This window comes from Streptomyces sp. R35, from assembly GCF_041053035.1.
Classification (GTDB): domain Bacteria; phylum Actinomycetota; class Actinomycetes; order Streptomycetales; family Streptomycetaceae; genus Streptomyces; species Streptomyces lutosisoli.
Window position 1 is genome coordinate 8,151,792 of record NZ_CP163440.1, and the last position, 22,287, is coordinate 8,174,078.

Annotated in this window: 20 protein-coding genes; 15 read left to right on the forward strand and 5 right to left on the reverse strand. The window is 70.5% G+C overall.

Annotated features, from left to right (window positions below):
- The first annotated feature begins 218 nt into the window (after window positions 1-218).
- Entirely contained in the window at window positions 219-995 is a 777-nt protein-coding gene (locus tag AB5J50_RS36840; RefSeq protein WP_369262865.1) for a hypothetical protein, read from the forward strand.
- Here the strand turns inward: AB5J50_RS36840 and AB5J50_RS36845 are convergent.
- Both AB5J50_RS36845 and AB5J50_RS36850 read right to left on the reverse strand, forming a co-directional pair.
- Complete coding sequence (locus AB5J50_RS36845; RefSeq protein WP_369262867.1) at window positions 919-2,238, reverse strand: D-arabinono-1,4-lactone oxidase; 1,320 nt, start codon at window positions 2,236-2,238, stop codon at window positions 919-921. The two genes, AB5J50_RS36840 and AB5J50_RS36845, sit on opposite strands and share 77 nt — an antisense overlap.
- Window positions 2,198-3,436, reverse strand: coding sequence for an MFS transporter (locus tag AB5J50_RS36850; RefSeq protein ID WP_369262868.1), 1,239 nt, complete (start codon window positions 3,434-3,436; stop codon window positions 2,198-2,200). The genes AB5J50_RS36845 and AB5J50_RS36850 overlap by 41 nt, the downstream gene beginning before the upstream one ends.
- Window positions 3,437-3,724: 288 nt before the next feature.
- On the opposite strand from AB5J50_RS36850, the gene AB5J50_RS36855 reads away from it, so the two are divergent.
- Together AB5J50_RS36855 and AB5J50_RS36860 are read left to right on the forward strand one after the other, a co-directional pair.
- Complete coding sequence (locus AB5J50_RS36855; protein ID WP_369262869.1) at window positions 3,725-4,852, forward strand: ferrochelatase; 1,128 nt, start codon at window positions 3,725-3,727, stop codon at window positions 4,850-4,852.
- A gap of 8 nt (window positions 4,853-4,860) precedes the next feature.
- Window positions 4,861-5,676, forward strand: a complete 816-nt coding sequence (locus tag AB5J50_RS36860) for an inositol monophosphatase family protein (protein WP_330307785.1) — start codon at window positions 4,861-4,863, stop codon at window positions 5,674-5,676.
- Window positions 5,677-5,749: 73 nt separating this feature from the next.
- Here the strand turns inward: AB5J50_RS36860 and AB5J50_RS36865 are convergent, their stop codons facing one another.
- Window positions 5,750-5,923, reverse strand: a complete 174-nt coding sequence (locus tag AB5J50_RS36865) for a hypothetical protein (RefSeq protein WP_167459062.1) — start codon at window positions 5,921-5,923, stop codon at window positions 5,750-5,752.
- A gap of 417 nt (window positions 5,924-6,340) precedes the next feature.
- Between AB5J50_RS36865 and AB5J50_RS36870 the strand changes: the two genes are divergently transcribed.
- The 4 genes from AB5J50_RS36870 (at window position 6,341) to AB5J50_RS36885 (ending at window position 9,875) form a co-directional block, all read left to right on the forward strand.
- A complete protein-coding gene (locus AB5J50_RS36870) occupies window positions 6,341-6,994 on the forward strand; it encodes a response regulator transcription factor (RefSeq protein ID WP_266474245.1) in 654 nt (217 codons plus the stop codon).
- A 6-nt stretch (window positions 6,995-7,000) separates the two neighbouring features.
- Complete coding sequence (locus AB5J50_RS36875) at window positions 7,001-8,248, forward strand: HAMP domain-containing sensor histidine kinase (RefSeq protein ID WP_327432263.1); 1,248 nt, start codon at window positions 7,001-7,003, stop codon at window positions 8,246-8,248.
- A 393-nt stretch (window positions 8,249-8,641) separates the two neighbouring features.
- Window positions 8,642-8,938: a DUF4193 domain-containing protein gene (locus AB5J50_RS36880; protein WP_003997302.1), complete on the forward strand. Its 297-nt coding sequence runs from the start codon at window positions 8,642-8,644 to the stop codon at window positions 8,936-8,938.
- Window positions 8,939-8,951: 13 nt separating this feature from the next.
- Window positions 8,952-9,875 carry a hypothetical protein gene (locus AB5J50_RS36885; RefSeq protein ID WP_369262871.1) on the forward strand — a complete coding sequence of 308 codons (924 nt, stop codon included), beginning with the start codon at window positions 8,952-8,954 and terminating at the stop codon, window positions 9,873-9,875.
- 265 nt (window positions 9,876-10,140) lie between these two features.
- Here AB5J50_RS36885 and AB5J50_RS36890 read toward each other — a convergent pair whose 3' ends face one another.
- Window positions 10,141-10,602 (reverse strand): DUF3093 domain-containing protein, encoded by a 462-nt coding sequence (locus AB5J50_RS36890; protein WP_327432265.1) that lies wholly within the window; start codon window positions 10,600-10,602, stop codon window positions 10,141-10,143.
- Window positions 10,603-10,660: 58 nt separating this feature from the next.
- On the opposite strand from AB5J50_RS36890, the gene AB5J50_RS36895 reads away from it, so the two are divergent.
- From AB5J50_RS36895 to AB5J50_RS36915, 5 genes are all read left to right on the forward strand, one after another.
- Window positions 10,661-11,245 carry a PaaI family thioesterase gene (locus tag AB5J50_RS36895; RefSeq protein WP_369262873.1) on the forward strand — a complete coding sequence of 195 codons (585 nt, stop codon included), beginning with the start codon at window positions 10,661-10,663 and terminating at the stop codon, window positions 11,243-11,245.
- 26 nt (window positions 11,246-11,271) lie between these two features.
- Window positions 11,272-11,766, forward strand: coding sequence for a dUTP diphosphatase (gene dut, locus AB5J50_RS36900; protein WP_369265611.1), 495 nt, complete (start codon window positions 11,272-11,274; stop codon window positions 11,764-11,766).
- 1 nt (window position 11,767) lies between these two features.
- A complete protein-coding gene (locus AB5J50_RS36905) occupies window positions 11,768-12,532 on the forward strand; it encodes a DUF3710 domain-containing protein (RefSeq protein WP_327432268.1) in 765 nt (254 codons plus the stop codon).
- A 215-nt stretch (window positions 12,533-12,747) separates the two neighbouring features.
- A complete protein-coding gene (locus AB5J50_RS36910) occupies window positions 12,748-13,998 on the forward strand; it encodes an alginate lyase family protein (RefSeq protein WP_369262875.1) in 1,251 nt (416 codons plus the stop codon).
- Window positions 13,999-14,058: 60 nt separating this feature from the next.
- Complete coding sequence (locus tag AB5J50_RS36915) at window positions 14,059-14,751, forward strand: ABC transporter ATP-binding protein (RefSeq protein ID WP_369262877.1); 693 nt, start codon at window positions 14,059-14,061, stop codon at window positions 14,749-14,751.
- A 61-nt stretch (window positions 14,752-14,812) separates the two neighbouring features.
- On the opposite strand, the gene AB5J50_RS36920 is transcribed toward AB5J50_RS36915, so the two are convergent.
- A complete protein-coding gene (locus AB5J50_RS36920; RefSeq protein WP_369262879.1) occupies window positions 14,813-15,070 on the reverse strand; it encodes a hypothetical protein in 258 nt (85 codons plus the stop codon).
- Window positions 15,071-15,191: 121 nt separating this feature from the next.
- On the opposite strand from AB5J50_RS36920, the gene AB5J50_RS36925 reads away from it, so the two are divergent.
- The 3 genes from AB5J50_RS36925 to AB5J50_RS36935 all read left to right on the forward strand — a co-directional run bounded on the left by AB5J50_RS36925 (window position 15,192) and on the right by AB5J50_RS36935 (window position 22,218).
- Complete coding sequence (locus AB5J50_RS36925) at window positions 15,192-18,839, forward strand: hypothetical protein (RefSeq protein ID WP_369262880.1); 3,648 nt, start codon at window positions 15,192-15,194, stop codon at window positions 18,837-18,839.
- 155 nt (window positions 18,840-18,994) lie between these two features.
- Entirely contained in the window at window positions 18,995-21,538 is a 2,544-nt protein-coding gene (locus AB5J50_RS36930; RefSeq protein ID WP_369262882.1) for an ATP-binding protein, read from the forward strand.
- Entirely contained in the window at window positions 21,535-22,218 is a 684-nt protein-coding gene (locus AB5J50_RS36935; RefSeq protein ID WP_369262884.1) for a response regulator, read from the forward strand. The genes AB5J50_RS36930 and AB5J50_RS36935 overlap by 4 nt, the downstream gene beginning before the upstream one ends.
- Window positions 22,219-22,287 lie beyond the last annotated feature (69 nt).

Here is a 22,287-nt window from a genome sequence, read left to right on the forward strand (position 1 = left end):
TCGCAACAGTACTCCATTCGGGCCACGTGCGTGGATCGGCACGCCGCCCAACTTCTAGTGGGGGGTGGTAGTTGGCCGCCCGATGCACCGTTTTCGTGACCATGAAACGTGGCGCACTTCACGGAATCACCAGAAAAGGAACGAATCGTTTCGCCTGTTCGTCCCTTCCTGGTGCAGTAGGTCGATTCACGTTCGGGAAAGGCAGGCAAGGTCCGGGGATGGGTGTGAAGTCGGAGGCCGACCAGGAATCGAGGAAGAAGGAGGAGGGGGAGGCGGGGCCGAAGAAGAAGCGGGTGGATCTGAGCGTCCCCCAAGTCGCGGGCAGCGCGGTGGCCGCCGTGGTGGCGGCCAAACTCGCCTCCTGCTTCGGGGTCTACGGGACGATCCTGGGCGCCGGAGTGGTCAGTGCGATCGCCACCTGCGGAGGCACCGTCTTCCAGCACTTCTTCAAGCGCACCGGCGAACAGATACGTGACGTGACGGTCCAGGCCAAGCCGAAGACCCAGCTCCAGCAGGCGCCCGCCGTGGGCGAGTTCACCGAAGCGACCGTCTATCGCGCGCGGGTCAAGAGCTGGAAGCGGCCCGTGGTCGCCGCGGCCCTCGTCTTCGGCGTCACGATGGCCGGGATCACCACGTACGAGCTGGTGTCGGGGCAGAGCTTCAGCGGCGACGGCAAGAGCACGACCGTCGGCACCGCCTTCAACAAGGGAAGCGGCTCCAACTCGGAGAAGCCGGAGACCAGTACGACGCCTTCCGCCGGATCCCCCTCCGTGCGGCCGTCCACGGGCAGCAGCGGTTCCGGGGCTGCTCAGGACGGTGGCGACGGCGCTACGACACCCACGCCGACGCCGAGTTCCAGCGCTTCCTCGGACCCGGAGGCCGGGGACACCACCCCGGCCCCCACGCCCAGCGAGTCCGCTACGACCCCAGAACCCTCCGCAAGTAGTCATTCCCAAAGCGCCGATCCGGGTCAAGCCGATCCCTCAGCGCCGTGAACTCGCCGAAGCGCGGATAGACCTTGGAGAAGTACTCCGCGTCGCGCGTGTGCACCTTGCCCCAGTGCGGCCGACCCTCGTGCGCGGTGAAGATCCGCTCGGCGGCGGTGAAATACGCCTGATAGGGGGTGCCCCTGAACATGTGAACGGCGATGTAGGCGCTCTCCCGCCCGGACGCGGTGGAGAGGGTGATGTCGTCCGCGGGGGCCGTGCGCACCTCGACGGGGAAGCTGACCCGCAGTGTCGAGCGGTCGACCATGGCCTTCAGTTCGCGCAGCGTCTCGACCAGGGCCTCGCGCGGGACGGCGTACTCCATCTCCACGAAGCGCACCCGGCGCGGAGAGGTGAAGACTTTGTAGGGAATGTCGGTGTAGGTCCGGGCGGACAGCGCGCGGCTGGAGATCTTCGCGATCGTCGGGATGGTGGCGGGCACGGCGCGGCCGAGCAGATTGGCCACCTGGAAGACGCCGTTGGAGAGGAACTCGTCCTCGATCCAGCCGCCGATCTGCCCGATGGGCTTCTCGGGGCCGGCGCTGCGGTTGTTGCGCTTGGTGTTGCAGTTGCCGGTGTGCGGGAACCAGTAGAACTCGAAGTGCTCGTTCTCGGTGAAGAGTTCGTCGAAGTCGGCGGTGACCTTGTCGAAGGTCATCGGCTCCTCGCGGGCCGTGAGCAGAAAGATGGGCTCTACGGAGAAGGTGATCGCGGTGACGATCCCCAGGGCGCCGATTCCGATCCGAGCCGCCGCGAAGACTTCCGGGTTCTCGTTCTCGGAGCAGGTGAGCAGCGAGCCGTCCGCCGTGACCAGCTCAAGTCCCTTGATCTGTGCGGCGATCGAGGCCGAGTCGCGCCCCGTGCCGTGCGTTCCGGTGCTGGTCGCACCCGAAACCGTCTGCTCCATGATGTCGCCCATGTTCGTGAGCGACAGTCCCTCGCGCGCGAGAGCCATGTTGAGACGCTTGAGCGGGGTGCCCGCCTCAACAGTGACGGTGCCGGCCTCGCGATCAATCTTGCGGATGCCGGTCAACAGTTGAGGGCGGATCAATACGCCGTCGGTCGCGGCGGCGGCCGTGAAGGAGTGCCCGGTGCCGACGGCCTTCACCTTCAGACCGTCGTCGGCGGCCTTCCGTACGGCCGCGGAGAGCTCTTCGACCGAAGCGGGGGCGACCTCCCGTACGGGACGGGCGGTGACGTTCCCCGCCCAGTTACGCCACGTGCCGCTCTTCCCGCTCACTGTGGTGCTCATGGGTCCCCTCCCGCTGCGGAACCGGCCTGCTCAGCCGGCGATACCCGAGGAAACCGACCGCGACCGCGACGGCTCCGGAGACCGCCGGAACCCCGTACCCGGCCTTCGCGCCGGCGGCGTCGATCACCCAGCCGGCCACGGAGGAACCGAGCGCGACCCCGACCGCGAGCCCGGTGCTCACCCAGGTCATGCCCTCGGTCAGTTTCGCGCGTGGTACGTGCTGTTCGATGAGGGACATCGTCGTGATCATCGTGGGAGCGATGGAGAGACCCGCAACGAACAGCGCCACGGCCAGAAACGGCAAGTTTCCGACCAGTAGGAGGGGGATCATACTCACGGCCATCGCGCATATGCCCAGCAGCCACCGGCGTTCGGGCGCCCCCTTGAAGTGCAGCAGTCCGAACACGGCTCCCGCGACGCAGGAGCCCGCGGCGTAGAGCGCGAGGACGACGCTCGCGGCGCCCTTGTGGCCCTGCTCCTCGGCGAAGGCCACGGTGACCACGTCGACGGCTCCGAAGATCGCCCCGGTCGCCACGAACGTGGCCACCAGGACCTGGAGTCCGGCCGCGCGCAGCGCCGAACCGCCGGTGTGCTGCTCGCGCGGATGCGGCACGGGCTCGGTGGCGCGCTGGGAGGTCAGCCAGAAGACTCCGGCGGCGAGGAAGCAGGCGGCGAGCAGCGGCCCGGCCTCCGGGAACCACACCGTGGACAGGCCGATGGAGATGATCGGCCCGAAGATGAAACAGATCTCGTCCACCACGGACTCGAAGGAGTACGCGGTGTGCAGTTGCGGGGTGTCCCGGTAGAGGGCCGCCCAGCGGGCCCGGATCATCGCGCCGATGCTCGGGACACAGCCGATGCCGGCCGAGCAGACGAACAACACCCAGTCCGGCCGGTCGAAGTGCGCGGCGAGCAGCAGCCCGGCGGCCGCGGCGAGCGCGAACAGTGTCACGGGGCGCAGCACCCGCCGCTGCCCGTACTGGTCCACGAGTCGCGAGACCTGCGGGCCCATCACGGCGGCCGCCAGGGCCATGGTCGCCGACAGTGCGCCCGCGAGCCCGTACCGTCCGGTGAGCTGGGAGATCATCGTGACCACGCCGATGCCCATCATCGACAGCGGCATCCGGCCGAGGAAGCCCGCGGCGGAGAAACCCTTGGAGCCGGGGGCGGCGAACAGGGCGCGGTAGGGGCTGGGCACGGAGGACTCCGGTCGGCTCGGCTCGGCCGACCGGTCACCACGGGCGGTCCGAACTCCGGTAAGGCGTGAATCTGGCCGATACAGCTTACGGGTGAGGTGACCCTAACGCACGCCCTCCGCACGCCTCTCTGTGCGCCTTCGCGCCGATCTCCCTTGTGCGTTCGAAGCCGTTCTCCTGAGCCTTCGAGGCCGTCCTCGCGCCTGCCCCTCGCCCCGTCGAGTCCGCCCTCGCTCTCCCGTCACCCCGCCGTTTCCTGCCTGTCAGTGCCGGGTGGCAGGATCGGATGCATGCCAGATGCGCTCGATGCCACCCCCTACGACGCCCTGCTCCTGCTCTCGTTCGGCGGCCCGGAAGGCCCGGACGATGTGGTCCCGTTCCTGGAGAACGTGACGCGGGGGAGAGGCATCCCCAAGGAACGGCTCAAGGAAGTGGGTCAGCACTACTTCCTGTTCGGCGGGGTCAGCCCCATCAACGGCCAGAACCGCGCCCTGCTCGACGCCCTCCGCAAGGACTTCGCCGACCACGGCCTGGACCTGCCCGTCTACTGGGGCAACCGCAACTGGGCGCCGTACCTGACCGACACCCTGCGCGAGCTGGTCGCCGACGGCCGCCGCCGCGTCCTCGTCCTCGCCACCAGCGCGTACGCCTCGTACTCGGGCTGCCGTCAGTACCGCGAGGACCTCGCCGGTGCCCTGGCGACCCTGGAGGCCGAGGGCCTGGAGCTGCCGAAGATCGACAAGCTGCGCCACTACTTCAACCACCCCGGCTTCGTGGAGCCCATGATCGAGGGCGTCCTGAAGTCCCTCGCCGAACTCCCCGAGGACGTACGCGCGGGCGCGCATCTCGCCTTCACGACGCACTCCATCCCGAACGCCGCGGCGGACACCTCCGGGCCGGTCGGGGACCACGGAGACGGCGGCGCGTACGTCAAGCAGCACCTGGACGTCGCCGGGCTGATCGCCGACGCCGTGCGCGAGGAGACCGGGATCGAGCACCCCTGGCAGCTCGTCTACCAGTCGCGCTCCGGAGCCCCGCACATCCCGTGGCTGGAGCCCGACATCTGCGACCACCTGGAGGAGCTGCACGGCGCCGGGGTCCCGGCCGTCGTGATGGCCCCCATCGGGTTCGTCTCGGACCACATGGAGGTCCTGTACGACCTCGACACGGAGGCGAAGGCCAAGGCCGAGGAGCTGGGTCTGCCGGTGCGCCGCTCGGCCACCGTGGGCGCCGACCCCCGGTTCGCCGCGGCGATCCGTGAACTCGTCCTGGAGCGCGCCGCGACGGAGAGCGGCCGGCAGGTGACACCCTGCGCCCTGGGGGCGCTCGGCCCGAGCGCGGACCTGTGCCCGGTGGGCTGTTGCCCCGCCCGTGCCCCGAAGCCCGCCGCCGCGGGCGCCGACAGCCCGTACGCCTGAGGAGCCCCGTGATCGAGCCCCTGCACACCGAACTGCTCCAGCTCGCCCACCAGGCTGCCCGCAGCGCCGGTGAGCTGCTGCGGGACGGACGCCCGGTGGACCTCGCGGTCGCCGCCACCAAGTCCAGCCCGATCGACGTCGTCACCGAGATGGACATCGCCGCCGAGAAGCTGATCACCGACCTGATCTCCCAGCACCGCCCGGCCGACGGCTTCCTGGGCGAGGAGGGCGCCGCCACGGAGGGCACCAGCGGCATCCGCTGGGTCATCGACCCGCTCGACGGCACGGTCAACTACCTGTACGGCCTGCCGACCTGGGCGGTGTCCATCGCGGCAGAACAGGACGGCGAGACCGTCGTCGGAGTCGTCGCGGCGCCGATGCGCGGCGAGACGTACCACGCGGTGCGCGGCCGTGGCGCCCGGGCCACCGGAGCCTGGGTCGGCGAGCGCCGGCTGGCCTGCCGCCCGTCGCCGCCCCTGGACCAGGCCCTGGTCTCGACCGGCTTCAACTACGTGACCGAGGTCAAGGCCCACCAGGCCGACGTCGCCCAGCGGCTGATCCCGCTGGTGCGCGACATCCGGCGCAGCGGATCCGCCGCGGTCGACCTGTGCGACGTCGCGGCCGGCCGCCTCGACGGCTACTACGAGCGCGGCCTCAACCCCTGGGACCTCGCGGCGGGCGACCTGATCGCCCGTGAGGCGGGCGCCCTGACCGGTGGACGCCCCGGAGAGCGCCCCGCGGGCGATCTGGCGGTGGCTGCCTCACCCGGCGTCTTCGAGCCCCTCCAGCGGCTCCTGGAGGACTTCGGCGCCTGGCACGACTGACGTCGTTCACTACGAAACGGAGCGGGGCCCCGGCACTGGATCGATGCCGGGGCCCCGCTCTTGTATGAACTGATCAGACGCGCGTCGCGCCGACCTCCACACCGTGCTCGGCGGCGAGGCGGTGCAGGTCGTCGAGCTCGGCCTGCTCGACCTCCGCGAGGAAGTCGTCGCCTGTTTCGCGAGCCCGCGTCAGGTCGGACTCGGTCGCCCTTATGCGCTGCAGAAGTCCTGCGGTGAATGCGTCCATGCTGCGCCCCCTCGTCCTGGGTCGTGGGTCGGGTGGCACGGGGGTGTGCCGTTCGGAAGGGGCGATCACGTCTGCCAGATGGGTGCCCAGCGCTGCCCAGGCTGGGCGGCGACGGTGCCGGACACCCACGCCCGCTCTGCGGAAGCGGTTGGACGTACCACAAGGTGGCTTGCCACATGCAGAGCGTGATCGCGGGGTGTAAAGCCGTCCTCCCCCCGCTCTCTTCCGTGGAAACCTCAACCCGACGAGAAAATCTCGCATTCCCGGGGCCCGGGACCGCCGTCCCGAGCACCCCTCACCCGCCTTACAGCCGGTTTATGGCCGAAAAGGGCAGGATGGAGCCCTCATCCGTGACAGACCTGCCCGCGTGGTGCCCTGAAGGGCGCTACGCGGGTGGACAGAGGAAGGACAAGCGACGTGCGCGTACTCGTCGTCGAGGACGAGCAGCTGCTCGCCGATGCGGTGGCCACCGGACTGCGCCGGGAGGCCATGGCCGTCGACGTCGTGTACGACGGTGCGGCCGCCCTGGAGCGCATCGGCGTCAACGACTACGACGTGGTCGTCCTCGACCGCGACCTCCCGCTCGTGCACGGCGACGACGTCTGCCGCAAGGTCGTCGAGCTCGGCATGCCCACCCGCGTGCTGATGCTCACCGCGTCCGGCGACGTCAGCGACCGCGTCGAGGGCCTGGAGATCGGCGCCGACGACTACCTCCCCAAGCCCTTCGCGTTCAGCGAGCTGACGGCACGCGTGCGTGCCCTCGGACGTCGTACGAGCCTGCCGCTGCCCCCCGTCCTGGAGCGCGCCGGGATCAAGCTCGACCCCAACCGCCGCGAGGTCTTCCGCGACGGCAAGGAGGTCCAGCTCGCGCCCAAGGAGTTCGCCGTCCTGGAGGTGCTGCTGCGCAGCGAGGGCGCCGTCGTCTCCGCCGAGCAGCTCCTGGAGAAGGCCTGGGACGAGAACACGGACCCGTTCACCAACGTCGTACGCGTCACCGTGATGACCCTGCGCCGCAAGCTCGGCGAGCCCCCCGTCATCGTGACCGTGCCCGGCTCCGGCTACCGGATCTGATCACCCGTGGCCACGACCCCCGCGCCGCCGACGGCGCCTCCGAAGCCCACCTGGGACCCCAGAAGGCCGGAACCCCCGTTCCCCTGGCTGCGCCCGACCATCCGGATACGGCTCACGCTGCTGTACGGCGGCATGTTCCTGATCGCCGGCATCATGCTGCTGTCGATCATCTATCTGCTCGCGGCGCAGGCCCTGAACACGGGGGCCGAGCCGCTCTTCAAGATCGCCAGCGGTACCGCGATCAAGGTCAACAGCGACAACTGCCCCGCCGTCCAGGCGGGCAACCTGTCGCTCGACGAGTTCAACACCGCGATCAGCACCTGCATCGACCACCAGCGCCAGGCAGCCCTGGACAACCTGCTCAGCCGCTCGCTGCTCGCTCTGCTCGGCCTCGCCATCATCGCGTTCGCCTTCGGCTACGCGATGGCCGGACGGGTGCTCTCGCCGCTCGGCCGGATCACCCGCACCGCGCGCGCGGTGGCGGGCTCGGACCTGTCCCGGCGGATCGAGCTGGACGGCCCGGACGACGAGCTGAAGGAACTCGCGGACACCTTCGACGACATGCTGGAGCGGCTGGAGCGGGCCTTCACCGCCCAGCAGCGGTTCGTGGGGAACGCCTCGCACGAACTGCGCACCCCGCTCGCGATCAACCGCACGCTCCTGGAAGTGCACCTCTCCGACCCCGGTGCGCCGATGGAGCTCCAGCAGCTCGGCAAGACGCTGCTTGCCACCAACGAGCGCAGCGAACAGCTCGTCGAGGGCCTGCTGCTGCTCGCCCGCAGCGACAACCAGATCGTCGAGCGCAAGCCTGTGGACCTGGCCGAGGTCGCCTCGCAGGCGGTCGACCAGGTGCATGCCGAGGCCGAGGCCAAGGGGGTGAAGATCCGCGGGGAGCGCGCCGTGGCGGTCGTGCAGGGCAATGGCGTCCTGCTGGAGCGGATCGCCCTGAACCTCGTCCAGAACGCCGTCCGGTACAACGTGCCGGAGAGGGGCTGGGTCGACGTCCGGACAGAGGTTGAGCACGGCCAGGCGGTCCTGGTGGTCTCGAACACGGGGCCGGTCGTTCCCGCGTACGAGATCGACAATCTTTTCGAGCCCTTCCGGCGGCTGCGTACGGAGCGCACGGGCAGTGACAAGGGCGTGGGCCTCGGCCTGTCCATCGCCCGGTCGGTGGCCCGCGCCCACGGGGGTCACATCACCGCGGAGCCGCGAGAAGGGGGTGGCCTCGTGATGCGCGTCACCCTGCCTATCTGAGACCATGTCGCCGACACGCGACGATGTTCGCTTTGCGCGGAATTTTCTGGTCACCCGTCCGGGAGGCCCGTGTGTGATCGATCACAAGGGCGATTTTCCGGCCATCTACTCTCCGTGATCATGCATGCTGTCGGAAAGCCGGGAAAATCCGGGTTTTCGGGGGTCTTGATCACGGGAAGTACACGGTGGGACGCCTTTGAAGTGCGGCCTTAGGACCGTGTACGGTCCGCATCGCCATCCAAGCCGATCACTCTTGAGGAGTCCGGTTGGGTGTCGATTGAGTAACAGACCTTGATGTGAGGCAAAATCTCCGCCTCGGGTCGGGCACAAGTCCGGCCTCTCACGCGTTACGTGCGCTGGAGACACCGCAGACACCCAGAGGGGGAGAGCGACATGGCAACGGATTACGACACCCCACGCAAGACCGACGACGACGTCGACTCGGACAGCCTTGAAGAACTGAAGGCTCGCCGGAACGACAAGTCGACCTCGTCCGTCGACGTAGATGAGTTCGAGGCCGCAGAAGGCCTTGAGCTGCCCGGAGCCGACCTCTCGAACGAGGAGCTGGCCGTCCGGGTCCTGCCCAAGCAGCAGGATGAGTTCACTTGCATGAGCTGCTTCCTGGTGCACCACCGCAGCCAGCTGGCCCGCGAGAAGAACGGTCAGCCGATCTGCCGCGACTGCGACTGAGGCAGGGTCGGCCGTGACTGGCTCGACCTCACCTTGGAAGCGCCGCTTCCCCCCACGGGAAGCGGACGAAGGGCCCTCAGACGGCCCTGAAGGCGTGCGTGACGACGAGCGGGGCTCTTCCGAACCGGGATCAGCCTCGCTCGAGCGGGCGCCCGCCACAGGCGGCCTGACGGCTTCCGCCGTCACTCCCGCGCCCGCCGCCAGGCGCCGCGCGGCGGTGATCCGGGACGGGGTCGTGAAGGGCGTCCACAAGGGCGTTCAGAAGGGCGGCAGCCTGGCCAGGGCGGGCCTGGCGTACCTCGCCGACCGGATCATCGACATCGCCCCGCGAATCCCCGTACGGGACCTCGCGACCCTTCGCAAGCAGTTCCCGGACCTCGGTCCCGAGCAGCTCGCGGACAAACTCGTCGCGGGCGCGGCCGCCGGGACGTCCACGGTCGGCGCCGGGGTCGGCGCCGCCGCGATGCTGCCGGTGCCGCCCGCCATGCCCACGGAGCTGGCCACCGAGATCACCGGCGTCGCCGCGATCGAGCTGAAGCTGATCGCTGAGCTCCATGAGGTCTACGGCCTGCGACCGCCGGGCAACCTCAAGCAGCGCAGTACCGCGTATCTGAACTCCTGGTCCGGGGAGCGCGGGATCGACGTGACGAAGCCCGCGACGATCAACGCCGCGTTGGGCGGCCAGATGAAGCGCGAACTGCGCCAGCAGATCATGAAACGCGTGGTCCGGGATCTGCCCAACCTGATGCCGTTCATGGTCGGCGCCGCGGTCGGTGCGGTCATGAACCGCCGCGACACCAAACGCCTCGCGGGGCGCATTCGCAAGGACCTGCGGAAGATGCAGGTGCCGTGGGACGCGCTTCCCGAGCTGCCGCCGTTGGAGAAGCCGGCGAATCCGCTGCGGATGGGCGAGATCACCAGGGAGCTGGAGCGCTGAGACCTCCCCGGGCGGCGTGCTCTTGGCGGGCGCGCGCCCGCGTCTCGATGCAGTGCCCCGCGGGCGGATTCCGTCGTCGGTCGCTCCGAGTCCGGCACAGAAGTACTGCCGGCGGCGTGGTGACGTCCCGCGGGAAGCAGTGCCCAGGTGAGTGCCGTCGCCGCGTGGGCTCATCCGCCGAAGGCGGTCACGCTTCGCGCGTGCCGCCCAGCCGTGCGGTGCCGTCCGTGGCACCCCGCCCGCGCGGCCTGTGCAGATGTGCGGCCTACGCCGACGCCCGCGCCGCTTCCAGCGCTGCGACCAACCGCTCCGGCTCCCGCGTCGACAGGTACAGGTACGGCGTCGGGTCGGCCGGGTCCGTGACCTGGACGCGGAGAGCCGTGGGGATGTAGGCGCGCAGGAGCATGAAGGCGCGGGGGTCGGCCTTGTACGTGCGCCAGGCGCGCGCCTCCTCCTGGTCCATGATCTCGGCGTCGCCGAGGGCCGAGACGGGGATCTTGGCCTCTCCGGCGATCAGGGAGTCGCCGACGACACGGATGCGGATCGAGCCGTAGGCGCTGGCCACGACCGCCGAGACCGCGGTGCCGCCGACCAGGGCTCCCAGCAGCGGCAGCGTGCCGAACGGGAGGAAGATCAGGGCCATCGCGATCCCGACCAGGAAGCAGACCAGCCACCAGGTGCGGGGTGCGGTGAGGCGTTCTTCGTACGGCGAGGCGGAAAGCTGCATGAAGCCAAGCTTGGCACGGTGCGAAGAGATGGTGGACTCGCGGGTAAGGTCTGCGGCTGTGAGTGGTACTTCCGCAGCTCTGACGCCTCCAGCCGACGCCGTCGCACCGGTGCGGCACCCCGACGCGCCCGCCCCCGGCGAGCTCCTCGGGGCGCACTACGAACAGTGTTTCGGGTGTGGCGGAGAGCAGCCCCACGGACTCCATCTGGAGGCCCGCGCCGGGGAGGGGGTCCGGATCACGGCGGAGTTCACCGTGCGGCCCGCCCACCAGGGCGCCCCGGGGCTCGCGCACGGCGGCGTCCTCGCCACCGCGCTGGACGAGACGCTCGGCTCGCTGAACTGGCTGCTGCGCACGATCGCGGTGACCGGACGGCTGGAGACCGACTTCCGGCGCCCGGTGCCCGTCGGCACCGTGCTCCACCTGGAGGCCGAGGTCACCGCGGTGGCCGGCCGGAAGATCTACTCGACCGCCACCGGGCGGATCGGCGGTCCCGACGGACCCGTCGCCGTCCGCGCCGACGCCCTCTTCATCGAGGTGAAGGTCGACCACTTCATCGACAACGGCCGCCCGGAGGAGATCCGGGCCGCCATGAGCGAACCGGACCAGATCAGGCGCGCCCGCGCCTTCGAGGTGAACCCGTGAGCCGTCAGCCCCGTCAGGAAATCGCCGTGCTGATCCGGCGCGTGGACCCGGAAGTCCCGCTTCCCGAGTACGCGCACCCCGGTGACGCGGGAGCCGATCTGCGCACCACCGAGAGCTGTGAACTGAAGCCGGGTGAACGGACGGTTCTGCCCACGGGAGTGTCCATCGCGCTGCCCGAGGGGTACGCGGCCTTCGTGCACCCGCGTTCCGGGCTCGCCGCCCGCTGCGGTGTCGCCCTCGTGAATGCCCCGGGGACGGTGGATGCCGGGTACCGTGGGGAGATCAAGGTGATCGTGGTGAATCTCGACCCGCGCGAGTCCGTGCGGTTCGAGCGCTTCGACCGGATTGCTCAACTGGTCGTCCAGCAGGTCGAGAAAGTCCGCTTCCAGGAGGTCGCGGAGCTTCCCGACTCGGCGCGGGCCGCAGGGGGCTTCGGGTCCACCGGCGGTCATGCCGCCGTGGACAGCACAACGGGTGGGAATCGATACGCTTCGGTCGTATCCGACCGGGAAGGACAGTGACGTGTTCGGACGTCGCAAGAAGGGCAGTGCCGCCGAGGACGCGGCGAGCGAGGCCGAGCAGGTCGTCGACGACGTCGACACTGAGGCGGACGAGTCGGAGGAGCGGGAGCGCGTGAGGCTCGAACCCGAGCCGCGCCCCGATGGTCCCTGGGACGACTCCGAGGTCCGCGACCCGGCCGAGGGCCGGGTGGACCTGGGTGGTCTCTTCGTGCCCGGAGTCGACGGCATGGAGCTGCGGGTCGAGGTCGCGGGCGACGCGATCGTCGCGGCCACCGTCGTCCTGAAGGACAGTGCTGTGCAGCTCCAGGCCTTCGCCGCTCCCAAGCGCGAGGGCATCTGGGGCGAGGTACGCGAGGAGATCGCCTCCGGGATCACCCAGCAGGGCGGTGTCATCGACGAGGTCGAGGGCCCGCTGGGCTGGGAGCTGCGGGCGCAGGTGCCGGTGCAGCTGCCGGACGGCACGGGCGGTTTCCAGGTCGTGCGGTTCGTCGGTGTGGACGGCCCCCGCTGGTTCCTGCGCGGAGTGATCTCCGGGCAGGGCGCGGTGCAGCCGCAGGCCGCGGGTCTGCTGGAGCAGATCTTCCGGGACACGGTCGTCGTCCGTGGTGAGGGTCCGATGGCCCCCCGCGACCCGATCGTCCTGAAGCTGCCGAACGACGCGCAGATGGTGCCCGAAGGTGTCCAGCAGGAGGATCAGGGCGGTTCCCGATTCTCCGGCGGCATGGGACAGCTGCAGCGCGGACCGGAGATCACCGAGGTCCGCTAGGCGCCGCGCTTGGCTTGAGTCTGGATATGGGCCGCACCCCTGGTCGGGGTGCGGCCCTTTCTCATGAGCTCCTTCTCGTGAGCTCCTTCTCGTGCCCTTTCTCATGCGCCGCTCATGTGCCGCCTCTTGACGGGCAGTTGGTCTATACCTAAGGTCCCGGCCATCGCGTACGTTCAAACACGCGCTCATCGTTCACATACGAGAACGGATGGCAGATGGCCCCCCACGTGCCCGAGACTCCCGAGACCCCCGACACCCCCGCCGCCCACCGCCGCAGACGGCGCCCGGCCCTGCTCGCCACCGTCGCCGCCGCGACCGCCGCTCTGGTCGCCGGGTTCCTCTCCTGGCCCGGCGCCCAGCGGGCCGACGCCGCGCCCGCCACCTTCGTGCACCCCGGAGTCACCGTCTCCAAGGGGCAGCTGGACTTCGCCCGTACCAAGGTCCTCGCCGGCGCCCAGCCCTGGAAGGGCGCGTACGACCAGATGATGGCGAGCAAGTACGCCTCGCTGACGCGCACCGCCACGCCCCGGGCGACCGTCGAGTGCGGCTCGTACTCCAACCCCAACTACGGCTGCACCGACGAGCGCGAGGACGCGATAGCCGCGTACACCGACGCCCTCGCCTGGTACATCACCCGCGACGCGCGCTACGCCCAGAAGTCCATCGAGCTGATGGATGCCTGGTCGGCCACCATCAAGGACCACACCAACAGCAACGCGCCGCTGCAGACCGGCTGGGCCGGCTCCTCCTGGCCCAAGGCCGCCGAGATCATCAAGTACACGTACACGGGGACGTGGACCAACTCCGCCCGCTTCGGAACGATGCTCCGCAACGTCTACCTCCCCGAGATCATCAACGGCTCGAATTCCAACGGGAACTGGGAGCTGTCGATGATGGAGGCCGCCATCGGCATCTCCGTCTTCCTGGAGGACAAGACGTCGTACGACACGGCCATGGCGAAGTTCCGGACGCGTACGGCCGCGTACGTCTATCTCTCCTCCGACGGCTCCGTGCCGAAGACCGTGCCGAGCCAGAACCTCGACACCACGGCGAAGATCGTCTCCTACTGGCAGGGGCAGTCCACCTTCGTCACCGGGCTCACCCAGGAGACGTGCCGCGACTTCACCCACACCGGATACGGCATCTCCGCGATCTCGCACGTCGCCGAGACCAGCCGGATCCAGGGGCAGGACCTGTACGGCACCGACGTCGGCGAGCGGCTGCGGCAGGCGCTCGGCTTCCAGTCGAAGTACCAGCTGGGGACGGCCGTGCCGAGCTGGCTGTGCAGCGGCTCGCTCACCCTCGGCCTGGGCCCCGTCACCGAGGTCGGCTACAACGCCCTGCACAACCGCCTGGGCATCGCGATGACCAACACCCAGACGCTGACCGAGCAGAACCGCCCGGCCGGCAGCAACAACCTGTTCGTGGCCTGGGAGACGCTGACCCACGGAGACAACCCCAGCTGAACCATTGAAGGACCGGGCTCCCGGCGGTGATACTGGCGCCCGGTCCACGGGGGAGGGGACATGAGCCAGGTCGTCACGGACGCCATGGTGCGCGTCGAGAACATCCATCGTTCATACGGCACCGGAGCCGCCGCGGTGCACGCGCTGCGCGGTGTCTCCTTCGACGTGCCGCGCGGTGAACTCGTCGCCCTCAAGGGCCGCTCCGGATCGGGCAAGACCACCCTCCTGAACCTCGTCGGAGGGCTCGATGAGCCGGACGAGGGCAGGATCGTCGTCGACGGGCTGGATCTGTCCACGCTCGACGAGAACGGCATCCTGGGACTGCGCCGCGACCGCATCGGCTTCGTCTTCCAGTCCTTCGGGCTCATCCCCATCCTCACGGCCGCCGAGAACGTCGGCGTCCCGCTGCGACTGCGCCGGGCCGACCCGCGCGAGCGCGAGGAACGCGTCGACCTGCTCCTCTCCCTCGTCGGCCTCGCCGACCACGCGGCCCAGCGCCCCGGCGAACTCTCCGGCGGCCAGCAACAGCGGGTGGCCATCGCCCGCGCCCTCGCCAACAACCCCTCCCTCCTCATCGCCGACGAGCCCACGGGCCAGCTCGACGCCGAGACGGGCATCGCCGTGATGGAGCTGCTGCGCGCGGTCGTCCGCAGCGAACAGGTGACGGCGCTGGTCGCCACGCACGACGCGACCCTGCTGGATCTGGCCGACCGGGTGCTGGAGCTGAGCGACGGGGAGATCGTCGAGAACTGAGGCGGTGCGGCCCGAGGTGTGCGTCCCTGAGCGTGAGCCTTGGGGCGGGCTGTCCGGCGTATCACCGTCCGCTCCCCGGGGGCTTCTCCGCGGTCGACGCGGCCGGCGCGGCCGAGTGGAGATCGGCGCTGGCCCGCACCACCGCGGCGCGCTGGTGCGGATCCGAGCCCTCCACGGCGATCAGGGTGCGGCGCGTGTTCTCCTCCTCCGTTCGCACCACGGTCCGGTGCCGGATCCATGAGCGGGCCAGTGCCGGCACTCCAGGTGCCGTGGCGAGAAGGGCGGCGGTGAGGGAGGCGAAGGGGTCGATCGCGGTCATGCGGTGCTCCTCGGTGTCGGGCGGCGACGGGCTTGCCCCAACTCTCCGAGCAGGCAAGGGTTTCCCACTACGCTGGGGAAACCGCGGGAAACCGAAGTGCCGCCGGGGTGCAGGGAGATGTATGGCTGGGGGGCGTCCGCCGAAGGGCGACACGGAGCGGTACCCGGAGCTCGAAGCACTCGCCGAGTGGTTCCGCGAAGCGATCGCCGACGCGGGCTACGAGAGCCTCAACGCGGTGGTCCGCGCGGAGATCGCCCACAAGAACGTCGTCTACGGCGCCTGCAGTGCCACCAGGCTGCTGAAGCTGCCGGTCCTGCGGTCGCTCGCCGTCGCGTTGGAGCGCGAGCCCGACGAGATCACCCCGCTGTGGATCAAGGCCAAGGAGGCCCTGGACCGGGCCGGCGCCGAGAGCCGGGAGGCGGCCGCGCCCCGGCTGACGGAGTGGACGGAGCTGCCGCTGCCGAATCCGGCGGTCCGCAACCTCCTCGAAGCGCAGGCGAAGGCGGTGGAGCGGCTGCCGTACGACATGCTGGGTGTGGCCGAGCCGCCGCTGTCGGCGGTCTACGTACGCCAGAGCATGCGGACCCAGTGGCACTCCACGGAGGGCGCTGCCCGTAACTCCACCCAGCTCGACGGCGGTTCGGCGACACAGGGGGACTCCGCCGCGCGGGACGAGACGCAGACGATCGACGCCCAGCTTCCGGTCCCGGAGGCCCTGGCCCGCCACGAACACCTCCTGATCACCGGGGAGCCCGGCGCCGGGAAGTCGACGCTGTCGAGCCATCTGGCGTGGACCCTCTCGCGGATCTGGCTGCGCGAGGACACCAGCCTGGAGGCACCCGTGACCGAACCGGTGATTCCGGTCAGGGTCGCGGCCAGGACGCTCGTCGACCAGCCCGGTTCATGGAGCACGGTGCTGTGCCAGGCCTTACGCCGCACGCTCGGCCACAGCTTGGTCGCCGACCCCGACGCACGGCTGTTCCTGGGGCGCGTGCACGGGGCGCGCTGGATGGTCCTGGTGGACGGGCTCGACGAGATCGCGGACCGTGAGTCGCGCGCCGAGGTCGTCCGGATGATCGCGCAGCACGCGCGCACCGACAGCGACTACCGCTTCGTCATCACCAGCCGCCCGCTGTCCGACCCCGAACTGGCGCCGCTGAGGGGGGCGTTGATCGGCGAATACCGCATGGAGCCCTTCGGTACGGAGGAGCTGCGGGACTTCGCGGCCAAGTGGTTCGCGGCGCAGTACCAGGAGAAGGAACAGGCGCGGACCGCCGCTGACCGCTTCCTGGGCGAGACCGAAGACGGCCGGCTGCGCGACCTGGTCCGCAATCCGCTGCTCGCCACCATCGCGGCCGTCACGGCGACGGCGGCTCCGACACATCCGCTGCCGACCAGCAGGCTCAGCCTCTACCAGCGGTTCTTCGAGCATCTGCTGACCCGGGGCGCGGGCAGCGAAGGAGCCGTACGGCAGGGGCTGATGCGGCGGTACCGCGACGACCCCGGGCGGCGTGAGCTGCACCTGTGGCTCAACCAGCGGAAGCGGGACGTCCTCGGGGTGCTGGGCAGGTGCCGCCTGGAGGGGGAGTCGTCGCTCCTGGAGGCGGGCCTGGAGTGGGTGCGGGCCAACCTGCCGGAAGACTGGGCCGTGACGGGCTGGGAGGCCGACGTACGGGAATTCCTCCAGGGCACCGGCCTGCTCGTCAGGGACGAGGACGACTACCGGTTCCTGCACCACTCGTTCGCCGAGTACTTCGCCGCCCAGTCCTACGCGCAGCGGATATCTCCCTCCTTCCCGGAGGCGGAGGACTGGATCCTGCGCGCCTTCAAGGACGACGAACGCACGCTGGCCATGTTCGTGTTCTGCCTCTGGGGCGAACGCGACGACTGCGACGGCGGCCGGCTCGCCGAACAGCTGCGCACGGGAGCCGTCGGCGGTCACGAACGGCCCCTGCTGGCCGGGCTCCTCGTGGCCGAGGGCGTCAGGTTCGGCGAGGCGGACCGGGAGGAGACGTTCGACCGGCTGGAGGTGGTGGCGCGGTGCGCCGTCGACAATGAGTACCGGGAGCGGGCGGCGCAGGTACTGGGGGCGCTGGGCGGACAGCCCGGGGTGCTGAAGCGGCTGGAGCGCATGGCGCGCTGCGAGTTCCTCGACGTAGGTGTCCGGCTCTACGCGGTCGAGGCGTACGGCAAGGCGGGCGCGGCCGAGACCACCCAGGAACTGCTGAGCCTCGTACTCAGCGGCATCTACGGCCTGCTCGGCAGGGCCGCGCGGATCGCCTGCACCCTCGGGGAGGACGCTCGGGAGGCCGTGCGCAAACGGGCGTGGCAGATGGTGGAGAAGCCCGAGGCCAGCGGATGGGAGATGTCGGTCGCGGCGGAGGCGCTCGGCTGCCTGGGCCGGGCTCAGGAGGCGGCGGAACTGGCTCGGCGCGCACTCCAGGAGCCCGCGGTGTACGCGAACGATACGGAGCGTGCCGTCGAGGCCTGGCTCACCTCGTCGCCGGATCGCGCGGTGGCGGAGGTGGAGCGGCTGACGCTGGCCCTGCCCGGGACCGACCACGCACGGCGGTACGCGGTGGGCAAGGTCCTCGACAAGCTCGGCGCGGAGGAGGCCGCGGCGCGCGTCGCCCACCAGTTGCTCAGCGCGGCCGCGGTCCCGCTGAGCGCTCTTGAGTGGGCCGCGGACATGTGGGTCAAGGCCCGTGGGGCAGAGGCCCGTGAGGCGATCACCGCGGCGTTCGAGCGCAGCAGCGCCGACGTGGGGCACTTCTACTGGCACCCGGCCGCTCTGCTGCGCGCGCTCGTTCCCCTGGCCCCGGACGACGGCACGGCCGACTGGGCGCGCGGAGTCTTCGGCGAGGAGCGGTGGGGCGTGTACGGGACCGGCAACGCCGTCGCGACCTGGCTGGCCGCGGTCGGTGTCGGCGGAGCCGATCAGATCATGCAGCGTCTCGACCGGGGCCATCTGCTCTCCTCGTACGACCGTCCGCCCGCCGCGCAGGCCCTCTTCGAGGCCGGGGCGCTGGGCCAGGCCAGGGAGATGGCGGAGCTCGCGCTGAGCACGCCCAATGTGCCCAGGGAGAACTACGAGGAAGTCGCCCGGGTGCTGCTCAAGACGGGCGGCGACGACGCGGTGGTCCGGCTGGAGGAGATCTGGTCCGCGCACCCGACGCTGAGCGTGGATGCCAACTGGCTGAACGGTGTACTGGACGCGCTGCCGCGCTTCGAGGACCGGGCGACGGACGCTGTCGTCGTGCGATTCGCCCGGGAGCTCGTCGCTCTTCCCGCGGCCACAGCGTCCGATGTGCTGCGCGGGTTGCGGATGATGCTCACCACCCAGGGCCACGCCGTGGTGGCATGGGTGCTGGAGACGGCCCTGACACACCGGCGGCTGTACTGGGCCCAGTGGTGCGACCTGGCCCGGGAGCTCGCGGCCCTCGGCGAGCGGGAAGCCGCGCTGACGCTCTGGCGGCGCGCGCTGGCCTTCCCCTCGCCGCCACGCAACAGCGAGCCGCGGCTGCTCCTGGACCTGCAAGCCGCACGGGTGACCGACACGGCGGTGACCTGGCTGGCCGAACTGATCGCGGACCCGGCCACGCCCGCCCCCGAGCGGCTGCGGCGGCGGCAGCTGCTGGCCTGGCTCGTCACGGCCGAGCCCCACCTCCGGACCCTGGTCCCGGACGACGCGGGCCCGGCGCTGGACCTCCGCGCGACGCAGCGCACCGGCTCAGCCCTGCCTCAGCAGCCCAGGGAAGCCTCCGCCTGACGCCACCGGGAGGCGCATCAGGGAAGCGCGTCAGGGAGGCGCATCAGGGTTGCGTCAAAGACGGCCCCGGCCGACCCCCTGGCCCCATTTGTCGAGATTATTGGCCGTAAGGTCGACGCTGCGTACACAGCGGTGACAGGAAGACAATAGGGGCCATGGGACGCGGCAAGCTTCGGATCTACCTCGGTGCGGCACCGGGCGTCGGCAAGACGTACGCGATGCTCTCCGAGGCGCACCGCCGCGTCGAGCGGGGGACCGACTGTGTGGTCGCGTTCGTGGAGCATCACAACCGGGCGCGCACCGAGGTGATGCTGCACGGCCTTGAGCAGGTGCCGCGCAAGGAGCTGGAGTACCGGGGGTCCGTGTTCACCGAGATGGACGTGGACGCCGTACTGGAGCGCGCCCCGGCCGTCGCCCTGGTGGACGAACTCGCGCACACCAATGTCCCCGGCTCGCGCAACGACAAGCGCTGGCAGGACGTGGCGGAGCTGCTGTCGGCCGGCATCGACGTCGTGTCGACGGTCAACATCCAGCATCTGGAGTCGCTGGGCGATGTCGTCGAGTCGATAACGGGCGTACGGCAGCGGGAGACCGTGCCGGACGAGGTGGTGCGCCGGGCGGACCAGATCGAGCTGGTCGACATGTCGCCGCAGGCGCTGCGGCGGCGGATGGCGCACGGCAACATCTACAAGTCCGACAAGGTCGACGCGGCCCTGTCCAACTACTTCCGGCCCGGCAACCTCACCGCGCTGCGCGAACTGGCGCTGCTCTGGGTCGCCGACCGGGTCGACGAGTACCTCACCGAGTACCGCAGTGAGCACCGGGTCTCGAAGATCTGGGGGTCGCGGGAGCGGATCGTGGTGGGGCTGACGGGCGGGCCGGAGGGGCGCACGCTGATCCGGCGCGCCGCGCGGCTCGCGGAGAAGGGCGCCGGCGGCGAGGTGATGGCCGTCTACATCGCCCGCAGCGACGGGCTCACCTCGGCCTCGCCCAAGGAGCTCGCCGTCCAGCGCACGCTGGTCGAGGACCTGGGCGGAACGTTCCACCATGTCGTCGGGGACGACATACCGGCCTCGCTCCTGGACTTCGCGCGCGGCGTCAACGCCACCCAGATCGTGCTCGGCTCCTCGCGCCGCAAGGCCTGGCAGTACGTCTTCGGGCCGGGCGTCGGCGCCACGGTCGCCCGGGATTCCGGCCCCGACCTGGACGTCCACATCGTCACCCATGACGAGGTCGCCAAGGGGCGCGGGCTGCCGGTCGCGCGCGGGGCGCGGCTCGGCCGCTCCCGGAGCATCTGGGGCTGGCTGGTCGGTGTGGGCGGCCCGGTGATCCTCGCGCTGCTGCTGAACACCGTCGACCTCGGCCTCGCCAACGACATGCTGCTGTTCCTGACGGTGACGGTGGCGGCGGCCCTGCTCGGCGGCCTCTACCCGGCGCTGGCCTCGGCGGCCTTCGGCTCGCTGCTGCTGAACTACTACTACACGCCGCCCCTGCACCGGCTGACGATCGCCGACCCCAAGAACATCGTCGCCATCGCGATCTTCGTGGGCGTCGCCGTGTCCGTGGCGTCCGTGGTGGACCTGGCGGCCCGCCGCACCCACCAGGCGGCGCATCTGCGGGCCGAGTCGGAGATCCTCTCCTTCCTGGCGGGCAGCGTGCTGCGCGGCGAGACCAGCCTGGAGGCCCTGCTGGAACGGGTCCGGGAGACCTTCGGGATGGAGTCCGTCGCGCTGCTGGAGCGGACGAGCGACGTCGACCCGTGGACCTGCGCCGGCAGTGTGGGGCCGGGGCCCTCCAAGCGCCCCGAGGACGCCGACGTGGACATGCCGGTCGGCGACCACATGGCGCTCGCCCTGTCCGGACGCGTGCTGCCGGCCTCCGACCGCCGGGTGCTCGCCGCCTTCGCCGCCCAGGCCGCCGTGGTCCTGGACCGCCAGCGCCTCCAGCACGAGGCCGACCAGGCCAAGGAACTGGCCGAGGGCAACCGCATCCGCACCGCGCTGCTGGCCGCCGTCAGCCACGACCTGCGCACCCCGCTGGCCGGGATCAAGGCCTCCGTGTCCTCGCTGCGCTCCGACGACGTCGCGTGGTCCGAGGAGGACCAGGCGGAGCTCCTCGAAGGCATCGAGAACGGCGCCGACCGCCTCGACCACCTGGTGGGCAACCTGCTGGACATGTCCCGCCTCCAGACCGGCACGGTCACCCCGCTGATCCGGGAGATCGACCTCGACGAGGTGGTCCCGATGGCGCTCGGCGGCGTCCCCGAGGACAGCGTGGAGCTGGAGATCCCGGAGAGCCTGCCGATGGTGGCGGTCGACGCGGGGCTGCTGGAGCGCGCGGTCGCCAACCTCGTCGAGAACGCCGTCAAGTACAGCCCCGTCGACGAACTGGTCCTGGTCTCCGCGAGCGCCATCGCCGACCGCGTCGAGGTGCGGGTGGTGGACCGCGGCCCGGGCGTCCCGGACGAGGCCAAGGACCGTATCTTCGCGCCCTTCCAGCGCTACGGCGACGCCCCGCGCGGCGCCGGAGTGGGCCTCGGCCTCGCGGTCGCCCGCGGCTTCGCCGAGTCGATGGGCGGCACACTGAACGCCGAGGACACCCCCGGCGGCGGACTCACCATGGTGCTCACGGTCCGGGCGGTGGAGCGCCGGCCCGGCCTCGCCACGGCAACAGCAACAGCGGAAAGGCAGGTCTCATGACCCGGGTCCTCGTGGTCGACGACGAGCCGCAGATCACCCGAGCCCTCGTGATCAACCTGAAGGCACGCAAGTACGAGGTCGACTCGGCCCCCGACGGAGCCACCGCGCTCCAGCTCGCCGCCGCCCGGCATCCCGACGTCGTCGTGCTCGACCTGGGCCTGCCCGACATGGACGGCGTCGAGGTGATCAAGGGGCTGCGCGGCTGGACCCGGGTGCCGATCCTGGTGCTGTCCGCCCGGCACTCCTCCGACGAGAAGGTCGAGGCGCTCGACGCGGGCGCCGACGACTACGTCACCAAGCCCTTCGGCATGGACGAGCTGCTGGCCCGGCTGCGCGCCGCCGTCCGCCGCGCCGAGCCCACCGGAGGCGACGAGGACGACGTGATCGTCGAGACCGAGGACTTCACCGTCGACCTGGCGGCGAAGAAGGTCAACCGCGACGGGCGGGACGTACGCCTCACCCCCACGGAGTGGCACCTCCTGGAGGTCCTGGTGCGCAACACGGGCCGCCTGGTCAGCCAGAAACAGCTGCTCCAGGAGGTGTGGGGGCCGTCGTACGGCACGGAGACCAACTACCTCCGGGTCTACATGGCACAGCTGCGCCGAAAGCTGGAGGCGGACCCGTCGCATCCGCGGCACTTCATGACGGAGCCGGGAATGGGATACCGGTTCGAGAGGTAGCCCGGAGGTTTCTGCCCGGGACGCGGGGCACACGGGAGTCCGACGCCGGGCATACGGCCATGCAATCCG